We start from the raw sequence: 23,728 nt of genomic DNA on the forward strand, positions 1-23,728 counted from the left end.
CTTTCACTCAGTCGGAAATTCCGTAGATCGTTGATTGATAAGCTCTTTTTCAATCAAACCGCCAGAAATTGCACGGAAGGTACGATTACCCCGATATGGCGGCCTGGTTTGGGATCAGCTCTGCGGTGAAGGCTCCTCCGCGTCGGCCGACAAGAGCGCCAGCGGCTTCATCAAGGTCTTTGACCTGTTTAACTACGTCTCCGAAGAGGTGCCTAAGCTGATCCCAGACGACCAGCACCCAATCTTTAAGGCTGACAACCTTGAAGGCAACTTTGCTGTCGCGCTGAGCCAAGGCGGAAAGAAGTCGCCGTACAGCCCCGAGACCACGGCCACGGCGCAAGAGGCGGACTCTTGGTCCGTGTTAGAAGAAGTCTTGGTCGAGCTTTACCCATTCGGACCGAGGGATCAGGAGGTGTGGAGCCGCGCGGGTGGTGACCTGTCCCGTCTCCAGTTTCATCCCACAGGTCAGGCTGCTTGGCATGCAGCGCTTCGAACGCTGAAGCAGGGCGGGGGAGGCAGGAATATCAACTTTGGCAGCTTGTTTAAGACAGCGAAGGAAGACTTTTCGAACCATCCACAGTTGGCGATTTTGCAGGCGCCTTGAGCGGGGTGATCGTCCCTTTCGTGCGAAAAGTGGCGGTGATCGACCGGAGAGCCGCCTGCAGCAAGGCTCTGCCCCTTCCCGCCTTTCGCGCAACCAGAGATAATGCAACTCCTTGATTCGCAATAGCTTTTGTGGCGTGACCGCTAGATTTCACACGAAAGGGACGATTACCCGAAATCGCGCGGCGACGCCCGTGAGTTAGAGAAAAGAACCGGTTTTCAAGAGGGCCTCAAACCCGAGGGCCTCCTGAGGAACCCAGTGCCCTTCGGCCCACAGCAGCGTTAGCGCATCGCCAAGCTCGGGGCCGAGCCATGCCTGCCCCAGGCCCTCCAGCGCCATCTGGCCGTCCACGCGCGCCCTGCGGGTTCCGTTGCGGAGGAGCCAGCGGTAAAGCTCGAGCGCCGGCGCAACGCGGACATTATCAGGCACAACTGCCCCATTGAACTCAAGGGGAATCCGAATCCCTGTGGGGTCGAGGTCTCCTAGATATTCCGCGCCGACGCCGTCAACCTCACGAAGCACCTCTCCAAGCGCAGCGCCGCTGCTGCGGAAGGCTTCGCCGGCGCCATAAACGACTGCAGAATAGCGCCTGGCATCGTGATTCCACTCTCCAAAGCTCCAAAAACTGTTGTGGTTCTCAAGAATCAGCACAGGCCGCCCAGGCGCGTCCGCCTGGCGATAGGGCAAGGGCAGCGGAACCTGAAAGGCGCCAATCGCGGAGAGCGGCAGGCGACTACCGAAGAGCGTGCCGCCTGACTGCATGGCATCAAGCCGCTTCTCGTCGCCGAATATCTCCAGCGACCGCTCCTTGATGGGCACCATGCGAAAACTGCCGCGGCGATTCAGTAAAAAGGTGTTGATGGCCTTCGCCGCCGCCAGCGTGGAAGGTTTCAGGTCTGGCCAGAAACCAAACTCCGGCACCCAAGGCACAGTGGAATAGTCCTCTCGCTCCACTGAAGGGACCTCGCGGACCAGCTGAATCCAGTTGGGTAAGGGCGGATTACCTAGCTTCTCCCAGCTGCCGGCGGCCGGCAAGTGAACTGCGCTGGACGCCTGCAGCGCGCGCAGTGCGTCGAGCAACAGTTCGTTGCGCGACGGGTTCGCGGCGATCTCAGGCTTAGCCTCAAAGAACAGGCGACGAACCTCGTCCAAGGGAATGCGTTTGCGCGTGCTTTGCTGCAGCTTTTCCAGAAAACCTGCGGTCATGCCGGCTCCCCTTCCGGCGCGTGAAGCTTGAGGTCGGCCGCCTGCAAGTGCCAACGCCCCGTCTTGTTGTTCCGCCCGGCCTTGCGCAGGCGAATGAAGCGGCTGAACTCACCAATCGTGTTGTAGTCAGGCAGCGCCGTCGCAAAGATAAGCTGCACGTCCATGGACTGGGCGAGCAAGCGCTGCGCTTTCCACAGCGTCGGTGTGGTGGCTTTGGCAAACGGGTTGTCCAGAATCAGCGGGCCACCGCCTGTTTTCTTGAGCCGGGCCTGCGTTTCGGCACGCAACTGGTTGATGAGCAAATAGAGGAACATGGCCATCACCACCCCTTCGCCGCCTGAGTTCTGAATCTTGTCCACCGGCACATATTGCAGGGCTTCGTCGGGCACCATCTTGAGCACCTGCAGCCCCAGAGCTTTGCCGTGGATGCGCAGCAGGGCGTCTGCCACCATTTCCGGCCCCTTCGCAGGCACGATATTCGTGTCGATGAGCGAGTCCAGGTAGTTCTGCAATGATTGGCGCCGGGCATCCTGGGGGATGTCCTGCAACCGCGCGCGCATCTTGAGGATGGTCTTGCCTCCCACATACGGTGCGGCCGCGGGCACCTTCTTGTTGTTCACCGCCGAATTGAGCAGGGTGATGGCGCTATTGGTGAGCGTGACCAGCTCGCCCACGCAGGCATCGAAGTCAGCCTGCATGCCGTCCAGGCTCGACTGGGTTGTGCCGATGCGGTCAAGGATGCCACCCAGGAGCCGTTGGCTATCGGCGCACGCAGCATCGAAGTCGTTGTGCTGCAGCTGAGCGGCAATCTCTGGCTCCACCTCTTGCAAGGCAGACCGGGTAGCGGCGGTCTTCAAGGCGTCAAATGCCCGGTGGGCCTTGGTGCGAGCACCGTTGACGGCAGAGGCGCGCGAGTTGAATTCATGGACGAGCGTCTCGGCCTGGGCAGGGATGTCACCACCCAGCGTGACTGGGTCGGCCACGATGAGCTCAGGCAGGCTGAGCGCCGCACGCAGCATGCTGGACAGGCCCTGGGCCTCTTTCGCTTCGGCCTCCGCTTGCCGGGCCAGCTCCTTGGCACGTACCGATGTGCCCTTGGCAGCGCGTGCCGAGTCGTCAGCTTCAATCTTCAGGGTGGCAACCTGCTCGATACGTGCGGACAGGGCCGCGTCGTCCAGCGCCTCCATCTCGGCTCCTGGCGCATAGGCGGGCTTGCTGGCCTTGTGAAATGCCTTGAACTGGTCCTTGACGACCGCGAGGTTCCTGTCGGCGCCCCGCGCCGCGGAATCCGCCTGGTTCACCTCTGCTTGCGTGACTGGAATCACGGCATCAAAATTTGAACTCAGGAAAGGCGCGATATCGGAAGCGGTGACACCGGGAAAGTTGTTCGTGAAAGCCTGCGTCTTCTCGGTAACCTTCTCGCGGGCGCCGTCCAGCTGTTGGTGCAGCAGCCCCAGGCGGTCTTTTTCCTGGGTCTCGAAGGTCTGCAGCGCGTCGGTGTACAGCCGGCGCAGCAGGTCAAGCGGCTGCGGGTTGGCGGCCAGCTCCTCCCCAGCCGGGTAGGACTTGTCGTAATACTTGAGGGTGCCGCGCTCTTCGCCCAGCCCGTCGGCCCGCGAAGTCAGGTCGACTCGGGTGCGATAGGCGGTCCTTTCTGCCTCAGCCAGCTGCTCCTGCTCGAGGGCGATTTCTGCCCGCCGCTGGACGATGTCGGCCCGCTCCCGTTGTATCTCGGCAAGGCGCGCCGCCCGTGCGACACGGCCACTTTCGTGCTGTTCTGCAAACCGCTGCAGCGTGCGGGCATGCCGCTGTGCCTCGGTGCCTTCCTGGGCGGACTTACCCGCTGCTGCCTGGCTCAGGACGGCAGCGTCCCTGCAAGCGGCAGCCTTCGTTTCCGCCTGCTGCGCACGTTCCTCGGTGGCGGCCGCTTCCGCGGACAGCCGGGTCACCTCCGCCCCCGCCGCGGAAAGCTTGCCTTCGCCGTAGCGCCCCACATAGGCGGCAAGCCGCTGCTTGCCCGCCAGGGCCTCGTGATGGCGGTCCGCGAACGTCTTGCGGCGCGCCTGCTCTGCGGCAAGCCGGGCCTCCAGCGTCGTGAGCAGGGCGGCAGCCGCCTCCACGTTGAACACGGCGTCGTCTGCAGCCGGGATGACGACGCGGTTGTCCTCCGCGTTCTCCGGGTCCAGCGTGGTGACGGAAATCATCACCGGGGCCGTCAAGGCGGGGCGTGGCGCGGTGAGGCTGCGCACCTTCGCAAACTCGGCCGACGCCACGCACACCCCCAGGAACCTCGCGGGATGACTGGTCACCAGCGCGCGGGCTTGCTGCGCGTCCGGAATCGCCTGGGCGATGTAGGTGTTGTAGGCGCGGGCGGACTGCACGCCGGCTGCGCGCAGCCAGGCGATGACCGCATCGACGTCGCGCGAGCTACCCGCTACGCCGGTCTCGTCAATGGACGCCTTGCTGGCATGCAACTCGGCAAGGTGCACGTCCGACTGGGTCAGCTCGCGCTCGCTGCTTTGAATTAGGCGGTCCAGCGCGGATGCCAGCACCGGGGAGTCCGGGTCCGCGGTGTCCGCGTCTACGGCAAGGCGCATCACGGAGAGCTGCGACAACGCTTCGCGCTCGGCCTGACCTTCCGCCAAGAACCGGTTGCGCTGCTCCACCATGGCGCGCAAGCGCGCCGCCGCTTCGCCTTCCGCCTTCGCCTGGTTGCGCCAGCTTTGTTCCTGGATCCGAAGCGCCTGTGCCTCAGCCAGGTGGCGTGACTCCTCCGAGCGGTGTGAGGCCGCGGTGTCGGTCCATCGGCCAACAGCGGCTGTGGTCTCCTCCTCCGGCTCCAGCAGCCCATCGCGCAGCAATTGAGTCTTTGCTGCCTCGAAGGCTTCGTTCTGCGCGGAGAGCTTGGCCTGTTCCGCAATCACTGCGGTCTCGTTCGTGCTCAGGTGACCCAGCTCGGCCCCCAGGGCCTTGTGCGTGGCCTGCGCGGTGCGCTCTTGCTTCTCGGCGGCGGACGCCTCGGCACGCAAGCGCTCCTCCTCATTGTGCAACCCACGACGCAGCCTCGCGCCATGTTTGTCGACGGCCCGGCGCCAGGGCTCAAGCTCTTCCTTAACCGCATTGGCCTGGTTTTCCAGAACGGTCTTTTGGGTTTCTGCCGCGGTGATTTCCGTGCGGGCGCGGGCGGCATGCAAGTGCGTCAGCTTCTGCTTGGCCCAGGTCAGCGCCGTGTCGGCCTGGCCCTTCTTGTCCTCGGCAGCGCGCACATTGCGATGGTGCCGGAGTGACTGAAGAACGATCTCCTCGGCGGAGAGTGCCTTCTCGGCCGCCGTGTGCTCGGCCGCCTGTGTCTCTTGCGCCTTCGAGCGCCCAGCCTCGGCGCCAGCTGTGGCAACGCGCTCGCGGTGTCGCCCCTCCAGGCTGAGAACCAGGCCGCCGCCGCGCAGTAGGGCGCCGCGCTGGGATTCCTGTTCAGCCTGATAGGCCTGTGCCAGCGTATCGAACTGCGTCAGGTGGTCCTGGAGGGCTTCGAGCTCCTCAAGGCGGCGCCGGAACAAGGGTTTGCGCCGCAGCTTGTCGCACGTGTTGACGACCACGTTGCGAACGGCGGTTGAGCGCTCCGGGTCAAGCGTCAGGTCAAAGAACTTGCGCACAAACTCCGGCTCCGAATGAAACGTCAGGAACCCGGTGTCGATGCCACCCTCCTCGGCGGAGAAATTGACCTGAAGCTGCAGCATTTCAATGTCAATCAGGCGCTCGTCGCGCAGATGCTTTTGCCAGTCCTGCTGGGTGCGGGTATGAAAGAAGTCTGGCGCCTCCTTCTGGCTCTCATGCAGCCAGCGGGAAAATTCCGCCATACTGTTGGCCGGTGCCATGGTGAGCTTGGGCGCCGGTACCGACTCAAAGCGCAAGCCCTCGTTCGCCTCGAAACTGAAGAAGGCGCGCTCCACCTCTCCATGGTCGGCATTGGGGCGCGCAGCCACGGCCTGCCCGGTGACCAGGCGGTAAGGGGTGCCGCTGGCCACGCGCGAGGGCATCTCCCACTCCACCAGCACGACGCCCGGCAGGCCGTCTGCAGCGAAGTACTGGGCGAAGCGATGGTTCTTGTTCTGGATGTGCTTGAGAAAGCGGTCCTGGCTTGTCTCGAAGCAGGAGAAGATGAAGCTCAGCAGGGTGGTCTTGCCCCCACCGTTCTCCAGGTTGATGATGGTGTCGGTCGGCGCCCCGGTGTCAGGGGCCGTCAGGTCAAAGGTAATGCCGTCATACCAGGCCATGTCGATGCCGTAGTTGCCAACATAGATGCGGGTGATTTTCTGCATGTCAGTTCACCTGGCCGGCGTGGGCGGATACGTTGGTGGCACCGGTCTGTGCCAATTCGAAGAGGCGGCGAAGGGTCAGCTCGCGCAGCTGCACCCGCAGGCGATGCGTGGCCGTATAGGTGGCCAGCGTTTCGTCGGAGGCGTCGCGGTCCAGCCGGGCCAGGCCGCCCGTGGTCATGTGTCCGAGGGCAAGGCTAATTAGGCCAGTCACCGAGCTGGGCGTTGCGCGCTGGCCGGAGGGAACTGCGCTGGGCAGGGCACAGACCAGCTCCCAGCCCGGCGCCAGCTCCTGGGGCACATCCGTCTGCGGCTCGCATGCGTCCTTGAGCCGGCGCGCGAGGGCATGCAAGGCGTCGCGGAACTGCGCAACGCTCGCTGGGGGCGGAATATAGTTGTCGTCTTCCATTCCATCCGTGGTCGGGAAAAACACCGCCGCAATGGCAATGTGGGCGAGCACCAGCCCAGCCTTCTGCTCTGGCTTGAGGCTGGCCCGGATGTCCGTGATACGCACCGCAAAACGGCTCTCCCGGGTGGCCGGCACGAGAATCAGCCCGCGTTCGCTCACGTCTAGGATAAGCAATTCCAGCCCGAGGGCCACCTCATGGACGTCGGCGGCAAACTCAGGCTGCGCCCGGTACAGAGCCAACAACTCGCGATACTGGTTGTCGTTGGCAGGCGACAGGTTGGTGTGCAGCGCCTTGTAAATCAGGGTTGCGGCATTTCGCACCGTAAGCTGGGGTGTTGTCACTATTCCTCTCCGGCGGGCATAACCATCAGGTTCGTGCCCTGCGCAATATCCAGACTGAAGCGACCGGACGCGTCCGAACGCATATGGGGAAACAGGCTCTCCGATTGGGCGAACGAGCGCATGAGTACCAGCGCCATGCAGTGACACATCGCGGTGTCGAGGCCGTCCTCCTTGGCCTGGCCCAGCAGTTCGTCCAGGTAATAGCTCTTGCCGGTGCTAAAACGTTGGGTCAGCCAGTTCACGACAGTGGCGATGAGCGCCTTGGAGAACTGGTCAGGAGGAGGCTCATGCGGGGCAATGTCGCCGTCGTCCTCCTCCGGAGGGGTGTCTTCTGCCCGTCGCTCCAGCAGCAGTGAGAACGTGGCGTTCAAATCGTAGACCTTGGGCCATACCGGCGGGTAAAGGCCGCTGATGCAGTGGTCCGCATTGTCGGTGAGGACGTTTGCCGGCAAACCCAGCAACCCTGGGAACAGGTGGGTTTCCAGGTCTGGCAGGCCGGAGGGGCGCCTGGCGCGAAATACCGCGCGCTGCGACTCCAGAAACTTCTCTGGGGCCACTGTAATGTCGTTGACCAGGTTCGAGCGCACCAGCCCCGCGCTCTGTACGGTTTTCAATAGTTGCGACAGGTGCTGACGGGACTCGAAATCCTCCGCCGACACCAGCGCTGCGCGCACGGCTTCCTCCATGCGCTGGTCCTCGTTTTGCCGGCCGCGGACATGGGTGCGCGCGGCGCCGAGCTTCTCGGCCACCTCCTTTGTCCAGTTGACCGAGCCTGGGGCGCGGTAGGCCTGCGTGAGGCGGTCCCGAATCAGCTGGCGGTATTCGATGGACAACTTGCGCGCCCGCTTGGCGATTTCCAGTGCGGCCTCAAAGCGTCCGCGCTGCACAAGCAGGTCGAGCATCTTTTCCATGAGCACCTGCGAGTCTTCCGGCGACAGGTCCAGCATGCCAAGATAGACCAGATAGCCTTCGGAGGTGGGGCGGTACCGATAGACGTCCTCGAGGTCAGGCTCGTAGGTCACCAGGCGGAATCGCGCTGTTTTGACCGATTTTTGCGCGGCGTTGAAAAACTCATAACTGAATTCCCGGTAGGCGTTGGCCTTGTTATCCAGGGTGTCCATGACCACCTCGGCTACTCGCGCGTACTGCGTCGCGCTCAGCCCAGGCTTCATCTCCTGGGCCGCAGCCGCGAGATGACGCAGCACCTCGTCCTGGGTGCAGCCCATGTTCATGGTGGTCCCTTCCATCATGAAGTCCAGCACGGACAGCACCAGGTAGTGCGTATCCACACTGGCTAAAAGGCCCGCGTCACCAGTGGACTCGCTCCCAACGCGCCCCTTGTTCAGCTCAAGCGCGAAGAGCGGGCGCAGCAGCAGAAGGTTGCACTGTTGGCGCGATAGGTCCAGTAGGCCCGAGCTTGGCGTGTCAAGTCGGCCCTGGTCAGGCAGACCCGCGTCCAGAGGGGCGGGCACGGCACCGGCGACGCTAGTGTGGCAGGCGGTCACCTGGCCAGACTCTTCGGGGAGAAGCGCGCTTGCCTGCGGCGAATCGGAATTCAGGGTGTCTGTCATGTCCGGAATTGTCCGGGGTGCATCTGCGCCGTCAAGAGGCCGGACGGGGTCATGTCTGGCCCCCTCAAGCTGCCGCCAGCCGCGCGTTTGCGCAGGCCCTCACCTGCTTGTCGCGCCTGCCGCGCATCGTGCCAGCGCGCTCGACACCCGTTAAACGATGTCTCGAAGGTCGCAAGCATACTGTTCCGAATTCGGGCAGTCTATACCGAGCCGGTCCAGGCGGATACCGGCCAAGCCTGGCCCCTTACCAGATCATCGCCAGCACATGGGACAGCGTGCGCACCGCGCTGGGCCCGACCGATTTTTCGCCGGACTCGCAGGATGCGGCCGCCGCCGAGCTCATCCGCCGGCGCGGGCGGCGGCCGATTCGGCGCCCGCTGCGCACGCCCGGCTAGACCGGTATCTGGAAAACCACCACTGACGGGAAACCATGGCACACAAGCACAAGCGCCGCACGGTGGTCCGTGACAGCAAAGGCCACTTCAAGCGGGAGGGAGTAGCGGTATAATGGCGGCATGTCAAGAGGGGTAGCTATGTTGCCAGCCAAGATTATCGAACGCGCACGCAAGGGCGCGCCGGAAATGCCGGAGAAGCCCCGGTCGGTGAGCCTAACGCTGCCGGCTGGGGCAGACGCCGTGCATATCCATTGCACCGTGAACCTCAAGAAGCTCGCGGAGATGCGGCGCGGTCTGCCGCGTCCGCGCGTCGCTCGCTCCGGCGAGGTCGGGATAATGGAATCCGTGCGACGCATGCGTGACGGTGAGGAATGACGACTGTTGTCATTGATGCTAGCGTCGCGCTGGGGTGGTTCCTGCCGTCCGACAACGAGGAAATGCTGCGCTATAGCGCGTCCGTGCATGATGCGATTGCGGACGGCACTATCAGGGCGGCGGTGCCGAACATCTTTTTTGTGGAGTGCTCGCACAAGCTGCTGAAACACGGCAGATCGGCGCGGTGGGGCGTGGAAAAGGTTGCGCAGTGTGCGGCCTATATCCAGGCCACCATAAGCGAAATCGTCGCCGAGTACTACCCGATGGAAGCGATGGTGCGCCGCGCGCACGAGTTCCATTTGCAGGGGTACGACAGCCTGTATTTCGAGGTGGCCCGCGTCAATGACTGGCAGATAGCCACGCTGGACAAGGGCATACTTACCGCATGCAGGCGGTTCGGCGTCGAGACATGGGCGCCGGCTAGCGTATGAGAAAAAGCCCCGAATTTCCGGGGCTTTTTGCTATGCGCGTATCTGGCCAGACTCCGGCATCGCGGTGACGTGCTCGGCTCGGCTGGCAGGCGCTTGGGCAGTTTCGCCGCGGCTCGCTGCGGGAACACATAGACGTTGCCACGGACGAGCGCCAGGCGCGGCATCATGCGCTGGTAGCCAGCGCTCGAGGCCTTCCATGTCGGTTGCAGGCGACGAGAACTCGGTAGATGCCGACTACCGGATCGCCTTTCCTTTGCGTTCAGCCACCTGCTCCGGCGAACTACCGACAGCCGCCGATGCGCATATAGATCCGGAAGGCTCGCGCGTCCTCGCAGCACGCGTCCCATATCCCACCAACCATTGATTCGCTGACAGAACGCCCGGTGGCCTTATCCGTGATCCTGAAGCGTAGCCCACTGGAGTATCTGTCCTCAAACTGTCCATAGGAAGCGTTATCGCAACCCAGCAGCCTTCTAGCGTCCGCATGTCCCCGACGGGGTTCCCCCCAAAACTAAAGCGATAGTCATTGCGAGTTTTTACCCTAGTCCCGCACCCTTCCCGTACACGCGCTCGCCGCTGAGGAGGATGCGAGCTGGCGCGGTATGGTGGTTGGCGCGTGTCAGCGTCGATCAGACACGAATATCAGTGCGTGACATGGTCAGACATGCGGACAGGTGGGCAGGGACAGGGTCTCGTCGGGTATCCCAGTAGTTTACCGAGGTGGCGCACGTCGTAATCATGCGGGTTTCCGGCGAAGCAGGGCAAAAAAAAAGCCCGCTGCGCTGGACAAGCGGGCTCATGAGAACTGCTGGTGGTGTCTATGATGCTCGGCGGAGTCGGACCGACTGTAGATCCAGCACGACCGCCGGAGCTGCCGTGAGATAGCCACTCGGCAACCCACCCAAGGAGTGAATGTCACCGGCGGAAAGCCCAAATAGCCTATGGATCTCATCTCGGCGGAATGTCCCCGAGTCAACTAACAGCTCAATTGCCCTACGAAGCAAACGAGGCTCTTCCGGGAGAAACATCTCGTCCCGCGGCTCAGCTTTTCGTCCGAAGCGCGCAGACAGCCGCTTGAATAGATTGAGCTTCTCGTTGTCATCGATAAGTTCTAGCGCGTGCAGCCTCATGATCATTGCTGCGACAGATGCTTTCCATCGCGACTTGAGAGCAAGCAACGTGTCCAATGTGGGAGGAAAAGGGCAGTCAGCAGCAAAAGTCTCCGCCGGAAGTAGGAATGCAGCGGCAAATCTATGGGCTTGACGCTCCAGTTCCTTGTGCATTGCCTTTGCTGCCGCCGGAGCGATATGCCGGTGAAGCACGATGTGCCCTAACTCGTGAGCTGCGTCGAAGCGACCTCTAATGGCATTTGCCTTGTCCGCACATAGCAACACGAATGGACGATCATCCTTCCAGCATGAGACTCCCTCAATTTGCCCAACGCCGGTGAGTTCGCGAACTACCACGCCGCCGGCATTCTCTATGGCAAGCACAACATCCGGGATAGGACCTAATCCCAGCCTCCAGCGGGTACGACAAGCAATGGCCGCGAGCTCAATATCTTGGTCAGAAATCTCACTTGGATCCTTGAATTCAAATGTTGGAAAGTCGACCGAGGGGAAGTCGACATACTCTTCTAGAGTAGTTGCAATTTCCTCAGCCCATTCCAGGCGAGCATGCATCAGAGCCCGTGCCGTCACCAAGGCCGATGCGTTGCTTCTGAAAAGCGGGGTTGTTACCGCGAACTCGGGTTTGCTTCTCAAGAACCACTCGGGTGCTACGTTCACCACAATGGCAAGCCGCTCCAGCTTATCCGGATCAGGGTTCTGTTGGTTGTTACGCCATTTGCTGATAGTGGCAGGAGACACGTCGATCATGGATGCAAGCTGAACCTGGGTAAGTCGTCGTGCATCCAAAACCTGTGAAAGTCGCTCGCCTCGAAAGCCTGTTACGCTGCGCCTCATGTTTGTCCATCCGATGTCTTTTTGCCCGCGGCGCTCTTCTTAAGGTGTACCTTAACGGCGTCCACTTGCGGGGCAGGGGCTGAATAGTGTTGACGAAACTCGAACAGAGACTGGCAGAAAAGCTCGCTACGCAGCCGGACATCCGGCACTACCAAATTGATCGAGGAGGGCTCCTCTGCTTGGCCAGCAAACACAGTCACAAAAAAGATCGCCAGTCGTTCTGACGATTCGCCTTCAAAATCCAAAAGACTAGGCTGGATCAGATCTTCTAGCCAGCGATTTGCTTGCACAAGCTCCAGGCGTCTCGCGCTCTTGTCCTTGTTGGTCCACTTCGGATGGTTGGTCGTAAAGCGGCTGATGCTAATCGATCCAACGGTGCCTACAACAAGTCCCGTTCCCTTGATCTCTGTATGCGCAATGTCGCAACCACCCAATGCATTTGCCAGCGCTTCGTTCAGACTGAAATGCCTCTCTTGGCCTAAAGCGCTCGCGCGATGCCCTTCATGACGATCCGCTGTGATCTTATAGGCGTGCTTTGCAGCCGCCCGGAAGTTCTCATCGACCGCCACGACAAGCTCACGGGGAATCGAGTCAGTAAGGCGACGGATCAGTTCGGCTTCCAGTTCGGCATTCATTTGGTAAGCATCTCAACGAGTTTCGTTAAGAGGAATATACCACAAAAAAATTTCGTTAAGATGCAGCTGTGCGGTCGTCGCCGCCTCAACCTATAGGCAGCCGATCCGCGCAAGATCCTGTATGGATGTACAGTATAGTCGCTCGACGGATCCCCATTTGACATAACGCCCGGTCCGCGAAAAATCGACTGTTTGGAAGGGGCGAAACGTACCCCACGGCCGGGGAGCCTCCGACCCTCAGTTGTCCGTCGGCGAGCGGTGGGTGGGAACCGGTGCAAAGTCAAAATGGGCGGCGGCATACACGGCATTGCACGCCCATACTTCTTCCCCTTCCTTATAGAAGGTGACCCATTTGCCGTCGCTGACGCATTGGGCGCCGGGAAAAACCTCCTCATGGCCGTTGGGACCGTCCAGCGGGAAGGGCGCGTGTGGCGTGGCCCAGTAGTGGCCGTTCGGTAAGGCCGTGATCGATTTTCGAGACATTTTCTTCAGTACTGCCATGCGGTGTCACGCAACGCGCGATCCGACCCGCCGCGGCGAACCGGATTGTGTCAATCCCGCAACGGCGTGGCACCGTCCCGAGACATCCTCGTGTAGCCTCACTGCCAATTACCTCCTGCTATACGGTGTAGGTTCGCCATGGCGCAATACCTCCAAATTGCAGTCCGAGCCTTCGGCGTCGGCGCCATCCTTGTGATCGTCGCCGTGGCCTCCCGGCAAGTATATCTGCGGGTCGCCGCTGAAGCTGGCATTGCCAGCGCTGAAGGGGAATCCACAGATACGATGTTGAGCCGGTGCGAGGCGATGCACAGCCGCCTGCAGAATCGGCCTGTTTCCGAAGACGCTGCGGATGCTGACGAGGTGCCGCGTGCCCGCTGTATGGAGTCCTGAGCTCGCGGCAAACGTAAGCAGTCTGCAGTTCACGCTTCGTGCGTGACGCTAATGGGCCGTCCCGCGCGCCAGCCCTGGTGCCATTTCGCCAGGCCGAGCGGGCCGGAGCCGAAGCGGCGCCGGCGCGCCAGCTACTGGCAGAATTGCGCGTGGCGCCGCGCGAGCGGACGGACGCGCGGCGGAAGGCCGGTGCCAAGGGCCGATCGCGAATGAAGAACCGGGTGCGCCGGCGCTCCCCTCAACCCACGTGACGGCAACGATGGCAACGGAAATTGAGCGGGCGGACGCGATTCGCTGGATCCGGGCGCAGATGCTCGAGTACGGGCTGACGATGGAAAAGTTGGAGGCGGGCGGGTGCTTTGCGCCGCCGCCGAGCCCGCGCTCAGTCTGCTACCGCAATGCCGAGGGGCTGAGCTGGGACGGGACGGGCGAGATGCCGGACTGGCTGCGGCGGGCGGTCAATGCGGGGTGACGGTAGAGTTTTTCCGCATCGGGTAACATAAGAAAGCGACCCTGCTAGTTTCGAGGCCTGCGACGGCGTCGAGAATTGGGTACGCCGAGGTGGGGTCCATGCCCGATGGCGTGAAGTTGGGGGCATGCCAAGATCCGCCCAAATCGCTATCACATGCGCGCGTCCCTCGTGGTGTGGCGACAACTCCCCGGGCGCCTGCCATGGCCCTTGTGATAGGGGGCACATTCCCTTCTCGCAGAAAATGGGCCGTGAACTGCCGGCCTAAACTTCCTTCGTGTCGAATATGAGCATGTCAACGCCGGCCTGGGCAAAATTGGCCACGTCAGCTGCTGCTGCGGCGCCCTCAGGCGAAGCCATTGCCTGCTGGAGCGCCGCCAGCGAATCGAAGCTCAGCACCGCAACCAGGTGAAATGGCGAATCGCCGGCCGGGCTTGCAACCGGGCCGCTGCTGACCTCGTAGCGTCGCAGGCCGGTGATCTTCTTGGCGATCGGAATATGGGTCGAGAAGTAATATGAATCGAACGCCGCCGTGTCCGCAGGCTTCTTGTATAGCACCACTAGCTTTGCCATCGTGGTTTCTCCAAACGTGAGTTAGATAGAGCCTGAGCTTGCTAGTGTAGCTTTCCTATAGCGTGTGAACCCCATTTCTGTCAGGACACGTATCGTCCGGTGCGCTTGAGGCATAACGGTACAAAACTGTGGTTCGCAGCGGGTTCCGGCGTGGGTCGACAGGGGCATGGCTTGGGGCTCGCGGTGTGGAACGCTACAGAGTCACGCCCCCCGCCATTCCTCGATGGACAACTAGCTACAGATATTACGGCCGCTGTGCCGAGAGCACTCTGTTTGGTCTTGGGCACAAGCTGACTGACTCTTAACGAATGCGGCGCACGGCTTCGAGCATGGAATGCCCCTGACTTGTCAGGCGGGGGTAGGCATCGCCGCTATCATGACCATGCTCCAACGTGACCAGCTTGTGAACCAACAAGGTGTCCAATTGCTCGGGCTCGAGGTCGTCGATCTCCTGCGTGTCGCCAAGCAGCAGTAGCGCGGCGATTTCATGCGGACTTAGCATGTCGGCCTCCTTTGTCGTGGTTGGAAAAACGGACTACGACTGCTGCCCCGAGCTCGATTCCACAGTGGACGGTGGCGACGGCAGTGGGTGCATCGGTGCGAGGAGCTGGGAGCGTGCACCGAATGGCCACAATAGACTTCTTTATCGCCGGCATCAAGTCAGATATATGCGGCAATGCCGCAGAGGGAAGCCGCGCCAGAGTATCGAAAGGTGGTTGACGCGAGCACGCGGTGTCAATCCGAATCGGCAGCCCATCTCCAAGGAGCGAGTCCTGATCGACGCCCGGCGCAGCCACCTATACCGCCTGGCCTGCGCGGGGGGCACGCCGATCTGCGCGCCAACATAGGCCCAGAGGAAATTCTTGCACCTGCTTGTAGGCATCGGGTGCGCCCCGTCATGCGGACAAAGCCGGATATGGGCACGCTGGGCGCACTCCATGACGGCCGCACCGATACCTTGGTGGACCATCAGATGCTGGCCTACCAAGCCCTCGGGTTCAGCCCGATGGCGGAGCATCAGCGTCGTTACGTGAGGCGCTGGCTCAAGGGAGAAGGTGAAGAACGTGGCGAGTTCGAACTCACTGAGTACGCGCGGAATCTGCCGCATGCCGAGATAAGCCAGTTGCCAGTGGTCCATCGCGCTTACTCCCGAGCGTGAGACGGACTGCCGAGACTAGCGGCAATGAGACTGGGGCGCAACGTATCGGCCTGAAAAGTGCTGCATCAAGCAACTCGCCAAACAAGAAATGGCAAACAGCAACTTATTGATTTATTTGAATATTTCCCCAACCCTTCCCCCGGGAACCCACATGAATACTAGGCGGCGCTATCCCGGGCAAATTGCATCAAAATCAAGGGGACCCCACTTTGCAGCGGTCCGGGCGCAGCCCGCCGACTTCCACATGGACGGAGTGGCCAAGCTCCGGCAGGGCCTGCGCGTGCCCGCCGCGCACGTTCCGCCGGAATCCCTCGTCTTCGGCCACTTCCCACTGGACTGGCAGCGCGCCCTGCAGTGGGGTGATGCCACGGGCATCGGCTTGCGCCGTACCCGGGATGGCTCCGTCGAGCAGGCGGGTCCACAGCACGAATCCGTCGGCAGTGGGCCCGCCGCTCGCCACGCCAAGCGCGAACAGGTCGCGCTCGCGCAGTGTGGCCGATCTTGCCCAGCGGGGCAGGTGCGTGGCGAGGCCGGCGGCTGCCGCCAGATGCAGAAAGGTTCTTCGTTGCGTGCCTGGACGGTGGGTTCAGGAGACAGAGGCCGGTTGAAGGTTCGATCGTGCCGGACGTCCGCAGCGCCGTGGCCACGCATGAAAGATGAAGCGGATCGCCCCGTCGAAGCCAAGTTCACTGTGGATTACGGATTTCATAGATGAAACGTTGAATTTCAATTGTGAAATTCAACGAGCTGAGTCACTTGAAAATCGCTCGCTAAATCAAAGGGATACACGATTTGGTTGCCATTGGTCCATTTCTTGCGCAAAGAAGATCGAGCGGGCACGCGTCTGGTTGTGCCTGCAAATTTACCGTCGCCTGGTTATCGCGTTGCGTTGAAGGGCAGGCGCCCTTGATCTTGAAGAGGAATGCACCGCGATGTACTACGGAAAAAACGGAGCCGGCGCGGACAGCCGCGAGTTTGCCGGAGATGCCAGCAAGCCGCACGCTGGCCAGAATCGAAGCGAGCGTTGCGATAGCGATGAGCAGTCGCCACGGCGAACAAACTGGGCGTGGGCGGCTACGACAGGGCACTACGACTGGATGGATTCGCACACCCCGTCTGCTCACTACGACTAGCGGCCCGGCGAAGTCTTAGGCTTGTGCTGCTTTCCGATCATTCGACCAAGCCGTGCCGTTTGAGCACGGCTGCTTCGTTTCTTTGTGCCCCCCATGGACTACACCCCGATCAAATCCCTGCTGATTGCCAACCGTTCCGAGATCTCGATCCGCGTGATGCGCGCGGCCGCCGAGATGAATATTCGCACCGTGGCGATCTATTCGAAGGAAGACCGCCTCGCGCTCCATCGCTTCAAGGCTGACGAGAGCTACCTGGTCGGCGAGGGCAAGAAGCCGCTGGCAGCTTACCTCGACATCGAAGACATCCTGCGCATTGCCAGGCAGGCGAAGGTCGATGCCATCCATCCGGGCTATGGTTTCCTCTCTGAAAATCCGGAGTTCGCGCAGGCAGTGATCGATGCCGGGATTCGATGGATCGGCCCGTCGCCGCAGGTCATGCGCATGCTCGGCAACAAGGTGGCGGCGCGCAACGCCGCGATTGCGGCGGACGTGCCGGTGATGCCGGCAACGGATCCGCTGCCCCACGACCTGGAAGCATGCAAGCGCCTGGCGGCCGGAATCGGCTATCCGCTGATGCTCAAGGCGAGCTGGGGCGGTGGCGGGCGAGGCATGCGGATCCTGGAAAGCGAGCAGGATCTCGACACCGCTCTCGCCGCGGCCCGGCGCGAGGCGCTTGCCGCGTTCGGCAATGACGAGGTGTATGTCGAAAAGCTGGTGCGCAACGCACGACATGTCGAGGTACAGGTGCTCGGCGACACGCACGGCAACCTCGTGCATCTGTACGAACGCGACTGCACGGTGCAGCGGCGCAACCAGAAGGTGGTGGAGCGCGCGCCCGCGCCGTACCTCGACGATGCCGGTCGGGCGACGCTGTGCGAGGCTGCGATGCGGCTGATGCGCGCGGTCGGGTACACGCACGCCGGCACGGTCGAATTCCTGATGGATGCCGACTCCGGGCAATTCCACTTCATCGAGGTCAATCCGCGCATCCAGGTCGAGCACACGGTCACGGAGATGGTCACCGGGATCGATATCGTCAAGGCGCAGATCCGCGTCACGGAGGGCGGCCATATCGGCATGACCGAAAACACGCGCAACGCAGACGGTGACATCATCGTCCGTGCCGCGGGCGTTCCGGCCCAGGCGGAGATTTCGTTGAACGGGCATGCGCTGCAATGCCGGATCACGACCGAGGACCCGGAAAACGGCTTCCTGCCCGACTATGGACGGCTCACCGCCTACCGCAGCGCGGCGGGCTTCGGCGTGCGCCTGGATGCCGGTACCGCCTACGGCGGCGCGGTGATCACGCCGTACTACGATTCGCTGCTGGTCAAGGTCACGACCTGGGCGCCGACCGCCGCCGAGGCGATCCGGCGCATGGACCGCTCGCTGCGCGAATTCCGCATCCGCGGCGTCGCATCCAACCTGCAATTTCTCGAAAACGTCATCAACCATCCCGCCTTCCGGTCCGGCGACGTCACCACGCGCTTCATCGACCTGACGCCGGAACTGCTGGCGTTCACCAAGCGGCTGGACCGCGCCACCAAGCTGCTGCGCTATCTGGGCGAGGTGAGCGTCAACGGACACCCTGAAATGAGCGGCCGCACGCTGCCGTCGTTGCCGCTGCCCAAACCGGTGCTGCCCGCCGTGGACAACAGCGGCCCGCTGCCCTATGGCACGCGCGACCGGCTGCGCGAGCTCGGCGCGGAGAAGTTCTCGCAGTGGATGCTGGACCAGAAACAGGTGCTGCTGACCGACACGACCATGCGCGACGCGCACCAGTCACTGTTCGCCACGCGCATGCGCACCGCGGACATGCTGCCGATCGCACCATTCTACGCGCGCGAGCTGTCGCAGATGTTCTCGCTGGAGTGCTGGGGCGGTGCCACCTTCGACGTGGCGCTGCGCTTCCTCAAGGAAGATCCGTGGCAACGTCTTGAGCAGTTGCGCGAGCGGGTGCCCAACGTGCTGTTCCAGATGCTGCTGCGCGGCTCGAACGCCGTCGGCTACACCAACTATGCCGACAACGTGGTGCGCTTCTTCGTGCGCCAGGCCGCCAGCGCCGGCGTGGACGTGTTCCGCGTGTTCGATTCGCTGAACTGGGTGCGCAACATGCGTGTGGCAATCGATGCCGTATGCGAAAGCGGTACGCTGTGCGAAGGCGCGATCTGCTATACGGGCGATCTCTTCGACCCCTCCCGTGCCAAGTACGATCTGAAGTACTACGTCGGTATCGCCCGCGAACTGCAGCGCGCCGGCGTGCACGTGCTGGGCATCAAGGACATGGCGGGCATCTGCCGCCCGCAGGCGGCGGCTGCGCTGGTCAAGGCACTCAAGGAAGAAACCGGACTGCCCGTGCATTTCCATACGCACGACACCAGCGGCATCTCGGCCGCTTCCGCACTGGCTGCCATCGAGGCCGGCTGCGATGCCGTGGACGGCGCGCTCGATGCCATGAGCGGGCTCACCTCGCAGCCTAACCTGTCAAGCATCGCCGCGGCCCTGGCGGGCAACGAACGCGATCCCGGACTCAGCCTGGAGCGCCTGCATGAGGCGTCGATGTACTGGGAAGGGGTTCGTCGTTACTACGCGCCGTTCGAATCCGAAATCCGCGCCGGCACGGCCGACGTGTACCGTCACGAGATGCCGGGCGGCCAGTACACCAACCTGCGCGAGCAGGCCCGCTCGCTCGGTATCGAGCATCGCTGGACCGAGGTGTCGCGCGCCTACGCCGATGTCAACCAGATGTTCGGCGACATCGTCAAGGTGACGCCCACGTCAAAGGTGGTGGGGGACATGGCATTGATGATGGTGGCCAACGATATGACTGCCGCCGACGTGTGCGATCCGGCCAAGGAGATTGCCTTTCCTGAATCAGTGGTCTCGTTGTTCAAAGGCGAACTGGGCTTCCCGCCTGACGGCTTCCCCGCGGTACTGTCGCGCAAGGTGCTTCGTGGCGAGCCGCCCGCGCCGTACCGGCCCGGAGACCAGATACCGGCCGTCGATCTCGATGCGGCGCGCGCCGCAGGCGAAGCGGCCTGCGAGCAGGCGCTTGACGACAGGCAGCTTGCTTCGTACCTGATGTATCCGAAGCAGGCCAGCGACTACCACGCGCATGTGCGGGCCTATAGCGATACTTCGGTGTTGCCCACGCCGGCATTCCTGTACGGCCTGCAGCCTCAGGAAGAAGTGGCCGTTGACATCGCGGCGGGCAAGACCCTGCTGGTCTCCCTGCAAGGCACGCATCCTGATGCCGAAGAGGGCGTCATCAAGGTCCAGTTCGAACTGAACGGACAATCGCGCACAACATTGGTCGAGCAGCGCAGTGCCACGCATGCGAGCGTGGTGCGCAGCAGCCGTCCGGTTGCCGATCCCGGCAATCCGCAGCATATCGCCGCACCCATGCCGGGCTCGATTGTGACGGTGGCGGTCCAGCCGGGACAGCGCGTGGCAGCGGGTACGACGCTGATGGCGCTGGAGGCGATGAAGATGGAAACCCACATCGCGGCTGATCGCGACTGCGAAATCGCCGCGGTGCATGTGAAACAGGGCGACCGTGTGGCCGCGAAGGATCTGTTGATCGAGCTGAAGCCTGCGGATTGACGTCGGTATGCTTCGCTCGCACAGCGAATCGCAGGGAGGCTGGCAAGCTGGCAGCCTCCCGTCCGTTCGAGACCGGAGGCTGCGATGTCAAAGCGATGCGTGCGCTGGACCCGGCGACTAGCACGTCGGCGCCGCTCTCCAGACCTTCACGCTGACGTATCGAATTCAGCCCGGGGACGAACAGCCAGCTACGTCGAAATTCGGACGGCCGCAGTGGGCGTGATGGGGCGCTATGTACCTGACTCTTCATGATGGTTCCAGGTGATCGTGGATAGAGAACACTCAGTAACCGCGGCTCACGTCCCGTCCACCACGTTGTATAGAGGCTCGTCGCTCAACAACTGGCGGACACCGTGCCAGAGCATGGCAAACACGAGGCTCGAATTAAGTTGGCCGCGTTTTTGCAGCAGGCTCGAGAATCCATGAACGCGGCCTTGCTTGTGCGTGGTGCGTCAAGTGTAGCGAGACTTGGAAACGCGATGGTCGATCGACCTCATTTGCGATTGGCGCATCGAATCCTTTCACACGTTGAGGGGGACGACTGAGCTCCGCTAGGGTCGCTACCTGGTGTGGATCCGCCGTTCGAATGTCTGCTTGAAGCCGCAGGCAGTTGTTTGCAGATAGCCGGCTCCAGTCAACCGAAGGTACGGTAAGCGCTTGCCGACCCTTCCGAGACATCGGCCGACAATCCGACCTTCGCAAGCAGGCCATAGAGCGGCGGCTCTCGAATGGCAGACTACCGGAACTGCCGCATGGAGCTTCGCTTCGCGTATCCCCTCAACCTTGCCGAGTTGTACGAGGTGCCGTCACAGTGGCCACCCGGCTATCCCAGGCGAGTCGAGTCAGACTAACCTCGGCAAGGTATTCGCTTTACAGGGGCAAGTTCAGTGGCGCGAGCGAGACCACATAAGAAATTGTGTCTAACCTACTACCGTCGTTGCTCAATTATTCAGTATCCACCTCTGGCCACAACTTCGGAAAGAGGAATCTCAGACTCTTCAATGGCAGGGAAAAATAGAGTGAGTCGCGGTGTGATTCTGACTGCAGAACTCCGAAGTCAAGAAGGCTGCGAGTGATGCGCCGAACCGTCGTGTCGCTCTCACCGAGAATCTGACCGAACTCTGCTCGAGATAGGGGGCGCATCATCGCAACCGATTCCAAGGCCAAGACAGTCTTCTCGGGTTTGATGACCGATTTCTCCGAACCTATTAGCCAAGGATTCGTGTCAAGGTAAATCAGCAAGTCTCGAAGTCGTGCGCGCAAGCCATCGAACTCCATCATCTTAAGCATGAAATTCACTTGGTCCAGGCAGCATTCGAGGAAGTAGTGCACGAACTTGACCAGTTCCTCCTGCGACAGGTTTCCTCGCCCGTCTAAATCATTGCGTCTTTGCTGGTCTGCGGAGGCCAGGCGCAAGTAGTACTCCTGATGCGTCCGAGCGAATCCACGCAGCGGCGACCAAAGCCCATCCGTCAGTCCAGAGGCGTGAAGAGTGAGATGCGAGTGGAGGCGGCAGGCTCGGCCATTGCCGTCAATGAACGGGTGAATCCAAGCCAGGCGATGATGGGAGCAAGCGGCAGCAATCAACTGGTGTTCGAACCCCCTGATGCGCGAGTAGCGAGTACTCCATTCTTCCAGTAACCGAGGAATGAGCGCGACTGGCGGAGCATCGTGCTTGCCCACGCTCACGACCTTCTCCCGAAACTCACCAGGATGAATCGGTTCTCCCTGTTCGGTGAATCGAAACTGAGGAGGCATGCCCTCGAAGAACAGCTGATGAATGCGCTGTACCTTACTTGGGGCGAACATCTGGGCGGTATCTTCTCCTTGCCACTCCACCTCCAGTGCCTCTTCGGTTCGGATGTGCGCAATGGCCATGAGCTGCTTCTTGTACTCCTCCTGGTCTTCCGCGTAGTGCTTCTTCAGCGCTTGTTCGATGCTTCTCGGCGTTGTGTGCTGGCCCTCAATCTTGTTCGAATAGTACGAGTTCATGTTCCGCAACAAAGGTGCCAGCGCTGCCGCGACGGGCCCGCGGCCGTTCGTGAGCAGTGTTCTTGCCTTCTTAGCTAGCTCAGCAGCTTGCTCAAGTGGCGCGTGAAGCACTCTTTCTTCGAGATAAAGCGGTTGGATTGTTGTTACGTCGGCCATGAATTATGTGCGGTATGGTGCTACTTCTGACGTTCGGAGGGGCAGCGCGCCGGTGACTACCGGCCGGGGAACTGTTGGTAGGGGGCTGTAGGGCTTTTTGGATAGTCCATAGTAGGGAGAGATGGAGGGTTCTTTGGCAGGCTTAAATTCCCAGAAAATGCCGAATAAGTATAGCTTAGCGGCGAATCCGTGGAGTGTTGGATGGAGGATTCCTTGGAGAGTTCTGTGGAGAGTGTGTTGGAGGACGTCGAAGGGTGCTCCTGGAGACTTCAGCGGCTGAATTCGGAGAGGAGTTCGCGCTGGAGATGCTTCAATCGATTCCGCAGAGACATTCGAGCCTCGTCTCTGGTCGTCTGGTCATGAGGAGAACCTGCAATCCAACGGGCGCACCTGACGTTCGAGATTTTGATTGGACGACCACACGCGCAAGGAGTTGCTCGCCTTCGAGCGCGCGCTTCAGCGAACACGCCCTCATGATGGGCGGGGGCTGCGATGGACGGAGTGCGCCAGACGCAGGCGCTGGGGGGCTGGCTTGCCCGGGCTCCCCACGTAACCTCGGCTGGTGGGGCGCGTCGGCTTTGATAGCCACAGGTATGGCCCATCGGACGGTCTAGCACGCCGCACTCAAGGCAGGTTTCCGGGTGGTAGCAGAGATAGCTTCCTTCTTCGAAGTTCATGCGCTTTTCCGATTCAAATTCGTTATATCGTGCGAGAGCAGCGTCAATCGTGCTTGAGGTCCATACCTACACATCCTTGCGAGTCCGTTTCCGTCACCAATGCCTCAAGCCGGCAACTAATGCACCTACGGCAATCCAGAACACCCAACCAAGGCGGCGATTCGCCGCATCGATTGCGTTGCGAAGCTGCTCCATTGAGGTCCCGCCGTGTTGGCCCGCCAACGCATCCACCGCTTGCGCTATGTCAGCCTTCGTCGCCAGCTTGTCGTCGGGTTCGGGGGCGTATTCCTCTTCAGCAAACCAGTCTGGATGGTCTTCGACCATTCGTTCCTTCATGCTGTTGAAGTGGTTGACTGTGATAAGGTCGGAAAGCTTGTCATCCCGTGCGGCGTGCCAACAGACTCCGTGCAGGGCCTGGCGGGCGTCGGGCCGCATCCAAACATCCTGGTTGAGTAAAATCTCATTGACTGCCAGTAACTTGTCGCGCTCATAGGCAGCCAGTACCTGCTCTGGCAATAGTTCCCCGACTGCGTACGCGGCAGCTCTGCATGCTGGATCGGCGTTCGCGAGAATCTCGCCCAGCATATCGGGCTTCTTCGTCAAAGCCAGAGCCGCTAATCCCTTACGTACGCTTTGGTAATTACTCAGATAACCGCGCTCTACTCCCTCGCTCTCATGCTTGCATAATTCCGTATTTGCGGGGTCGGGATGCCAGCGAGACGCAATAGTCAAAGGCTCATCAATCGAATGAACTGGAGATGACCCGCTTTTTCGGACAGTGCCTATCTTGAGTAAACAGGAGGTGCACCATGCCGAAACCGCGCCCA

At 61.5% G+C, this 23,728-nt stretch carries 16 protein-coding genes and 3 pseudogenes; 7 read left to right on the forward strand and 12 right to left on the reverse strand.

Annotated elements, in window-relative coordinates:
- The first annotated feature begins 34 nt into the window (after nt 1-34).
- Nucleotides 35-604 carry an effector-associated domain EAD1-containing protein gene (locus ACGLHR_RS40700; protein ID WP_400101350.1) on the forward strand — a complete coding sequence of 190 codons (570 nt, stop codon included), beginning with the start codon at nt 35-37 and terminating at the stop codon, nt 602-604.
- A gap of 198 nt (nt 605-802) precedes the next feature.
- On the opposite strand, the gene ACGLHR_RS40705 is transcribed toward ACGLHR_RS40700, so the two are convergent.
- The 4 genes from ACGLHR_RS40705 to ACGLHR_RS40720 are packed head-to-tail and all read right to left on the reverse strand — an operon-like array spanning nt 803 to nt 8,448.
- A complete protein-coding gene (locus ACGLHR_RS40705) occupies nt 803-1,810 on the reverse strand; it encodes a hypothetical protein (protein ID WP_400101351.1) in 1,008 nt (335 codons plus the stop codon).
- Nucleotides 1,807-6,129, reverse strand: coding sequence for a hypothetical protein (locus ACGLHR_RS40710; protein WP_400101353.1), 4,323 nt, complete (start codon nt 6,127-6,129; stop codon nt 1,807-1,809). Before ACGLHR_RS40710 ends, ACGLHR_RS40705 begins: the two co-directional genes overlap by 4 nt.
- A 1-nt stretch (nt 6,130) precedes the next feature.
- Nucleotides 6,131-6,877, reverse strand: a complete 747-nt coding sequence (locus ACGLHR_RS40715; protein WP_400101355.1) for a hypothetical protein — start codon at nt 6,875-6,877, stop codon at nt 6,131-6,133.
- Nucleotides 6,877-8,448 (reverse strand): hypothetical protein, encoded by a 1,572-nt coding sequence (locus ACGLHR_RS40720; RefSeq protein WP_400101357.1) that lies wholly within the window; start codon nt 8,446-8,448, stop codon nt 6,877-6,879. The genes ACGLHR_RS40715 and ACGLHR_RS40720 overlap by 1 nt, the downstream gene beginning before the upstream one ends.
- A 533-nt stretch (nt 8,449-8,981) precedes the next feature.
- Here ACGLHR_RS40720 and ACGLHR_RS40725 point away from each other — a divergent pair.
- Complete coding sequence (locus ACGLHR_RS40725; protein WP_400101359.1) at nt 8,982-9,218, forward strand: hypothetical protein; 237 nt, start codon at nt 8,982-8,984, stop codon at nt 9,216-9,218.
- Nucleotides 9,215-9,649 (forward strand): type II toxin-antitoxin system VapC family toxin, encoded by a 435-nt coding sequence (locus ACGLHR_RS40730; RefSeq protein ID WP_400101361.1) that lies wholly within the window; start codon nt 9,215-9,217, stop codon nt 9,647-9,649. Before ACGLHR_RS40725 ends, ACGLHR_RS40730 begins: the two co-directional genes overlap by 4 nt.
- 818 nt (nt 9,650-10,467) lie before the next feature.
- Here the strand turns inward: ACGLHR_RS40730 and ACGLHR_RS40735 are convergent.
- The 3 genes from ACGLHR_RS40735 to ACGLHR_RS40745 form a co-directional block, all read right to left on the reverse strand.
- Nucleotides 10,468-11,613: an XRE family transcriptional regulator gene (locus tag ACGLHR_RS40735; protein ID WP_400101363.1), complete on the reverse strand. Its 1,146-nt coding sequence runs from the start codon at nt 11,611-11,613 to the stop codon at nt 10,468-10,470.
- Nucleotides 11,610-12,248: a hypothetical protein gene (locus ACGLHR_RS40740; protein WP_400101364.1), complete on the reverse strand. Its 639-nt coding sequence runs from the start codon at nt 12,246-12,248 to the stop codon at nt 11,610-11,612. Before ACGLHR_RS40740 ends, ACGLHR_RS40735 begins: the two co-directional genes overlap by 4 nt.
- 237 nt (nt 12,249-12,485) lie before the next feature.
- Entirely contained in the window at nt 12,486-12,749 is a 264-nt protein-coding gene (locus ACGLHR_RS40745; protein ID WP_400101366.1) for a hypothetical protein, read from the reverse strand.
- Between the two features lie 138 nt (nt 12,750-12,887).
- On the opposite strand from ACGLHR_RS40745, the gene ACGLHR_RS40750 reads away from it, so the two are divergent.
- Complete coding sequence (locus ACGLHR_RS40750) at nt 12,888-13,139, forward strand: hypothetical protein (RefSeq protein ID WP_045237740.1); 252 nt, start codon at nt 12,888-12,890, stop codon at nt 13,137-13,139.
- A 259-nt stretch (nt 13,140-13,398) separates the two neighbouring features.
- Nucleotides 13,399-13,637, forward strand: a pseudogene (locus ACGLHR_RS40755) (H-NS histone family protein).
- 235 nt (nt 13,638-13,872) lie between these two features.
- On the opposite strand, the gene ACGLHR_RS40760 reads toward ACGLHR_RS40755, so the two are convergent.
- Together ACGLHR_RS40760 and ACGLHR_RS40765 are read right to left on the reverse strand one after the other, a co-directional pair.
- Nucleotides 13,873-14,181 carry an EthD family reductase gene (locus ACGLHR_RS40760; RefSeq protein WP_045237739.1) on the reverse strand — a complete coding sequence of 103 codons (309 nt, stop codon included), beginning with the start codon at nt 14,179-14,181 and terminating at the stop codon, nt 13,873-13,875.
- A 301-nt stretch (nt 14,182-14,482) separates the two neighbouring features.
- Nucleotides 14,483-14,683: a hypothetical protein gene (locus ACGLHR_RS40765; RefSeq protein WP_045237738.1), complete on the reverse strand. Its 201-nt coding sequence runs from the start codon at nt 14,681-14,683 to the stop codon at nt 14,483-14,485.
- A gap of 259 nt (nt 14,684-14,942) precedes the next feature.
- On the opposite strand from ACGLHR_RS40765, the pseudogene ACGLHR_RS40770 reads away from it, so the two are divergent.
- A pseudogene (locus ACGLHR_RS40770) lies at nt 14,943-15,229 on the forward strand (hypothetical protein); the annotation flags it as partial.
- Between the two features lie 304 nt (nt 15,230-15,533).
- Here the strand turns inward: ACGLHR_RS40770 and ACGLHR_RS40775 are convergent.
- Nucleotides 15,534-15,800: a PhoD-like phosphatase N-terminal domain-containing protein gene (locus tag ACGLHR_RS40775; protein WP_400101368.1), complete on the reverse strand. Its 267-nt coding sequence runs from the start codon at nt 15,798-15,800 to the stop codon at nt 15,534-15,536.
- 766 nt (nt 15,801-16,566) lie between these two features.
- Here ACGLHR_RS40775 and ACGLHR_RS40780 point away from each other — a divergent pair.
- Complete coding sequence (locus ACGLHR_RS40780) at nt 16,567-20,076, forward strand: pyruvate carboxylase (protein WP_400101370.1); 3,510 nt, start codon at nt 16,567-16,569, stop codon at nt 20,074-20,076.
- A 945-nt stretch (nt 20,077-21,021) separates the two neighbouring features.
- Here the strand turns inward: ACGLHR_RS40780 and ACGLHR_RS40785 are convergent.
- Nucleotides 21,022-22,224, reverse strand: a complete 1,203-nt coding sequence (locus ACGLHR_RS40785; RefSeq protein ID WP_400101372.1) for a Fic family protein — start codon at nt 22,222-22,224, stop codon at nt 21,022-21,024.
- A 770-nt stretch (nt 22,225-22,994) separates the two neighbouring features.
- A pseudogene (locus ACGLHR_RS40790) lies at nt 22,995-23,728 on the reverse strand (hypothetical protein); the annotation flags it as partial.

Origin of the sequence: Cupriavidus sp. CuC1, assembly GCF_044627735.1 — a bacterium.
GTDB classification, from domain to species: Bacteria; Pseudomonadota; Gammaproteobacteria; order Burkholderiales; family Burkholderiaceae; genus Cupriavidus; species Cupriavidus ulmosensis.

What these genes read in the sequence shown, in the direction of transcription:
- ACGLHR_RS40740 (WP_400101364.1), bottom strand. Translation starts at nt 12,248, where the DNA reads ATGAATGCCGAACTGGAAGCCGAACTGATCCGTCGCCTTACTGACTCG.
- ACGLHR_RS40780 (WP_400101370.1), top strand. Translation starts at nt 16,567, where the DNA reads ATGGACTACACCCCGATCAAATCCCTGCTGATTGCCAACCGTTCCGAG.
- ACGLHR_RS40785 (WP_400101372.1), bottom strand. Translation starts at nt 22,224, where the DNA reads ATGGCCGACGTAACAACAATCCAACCGCTTTATCTCGAAGAAAGAGTG.
- ACGLHR_RS40765 (WP_045237738.1), bottom strand. Translation starts at nt 14,683, where the DNA reads ATGCTAAGTCCGCATGAAATCGCCGCGCTACTGCTGCTTGGCGACACG.
- ACGLHR_RS40750 (WP_045237740.1), top strand. Translation starts at nt 12,888, where the DNA reads ATGGCGCAATACCTCCAAATTGCAGTCCGAGCCTTCGGCGTCGGCGCC.
- ACGLHR_RS40745 (WP_400101366.1), bottom strand. Translation starts at nt 12,749, where the DNA reads ATGGCAGTACTGAAGAAAATGTCTCGAAAATCGATCACGGCCTTACCG.
- ACGLHR_RS40725 (WP_400101359.1), top strand. Translation starts at nt 8,982, where the DNA reads ATGTTGCCAGCCAAGATTATCGAACGCGCACGCAAGGGCGCGCCGGAA.
- ACGLHR_RS40720 (WP_400101357.1), bottom strand. Translation starts at nt 8,448, where the DNA reads ATGACAGACACCCTGAATTCCGATTCGCCGCAGGCAAGCGCGCTTCTC.
- ACGLHR_RS40735 (WP_400101363.1), bottom strand. Translation starts at nt 11,613, where the DNA reads ATGAGGCGCAGCGTAACAGGCTTTCGAGGCGAGCGACTTTCACAGGTT.
- ACGLHR_RS40705 (WP_400101351.1), bottom strand. Translation starts at nt 1,810, where the DNA reads ATGACCGCAGGTTTTCTGGAAAAGCTGCAGCAAAGCACGCGCAAACGC.
- ACGLHR_RS40730 (WP_400101361.1), top strand. Translation starts at nt 9,215, where the DNA reads ATGACGACTGTTGTCATTGATGCTAGCGTCGCGCTGGGGTGGTTCCTG.
- ACGLHR_RS40710 (WP_400101353.1), bottom strand. Translation starts at nt 6,129, where the DNA reads ATGCAGAAAATCACCCGCATCTATGTTGGCAACTACGGCATCGACATG.
- ACGLHR_RS40760 (WP_045237739.1), bottom strand. Translation starts at nt 14,181, where the DNA reads ATGGCAAAGCTAGTGGTGCTATACAAGAAGCCTGCGGACACGGCGGCG.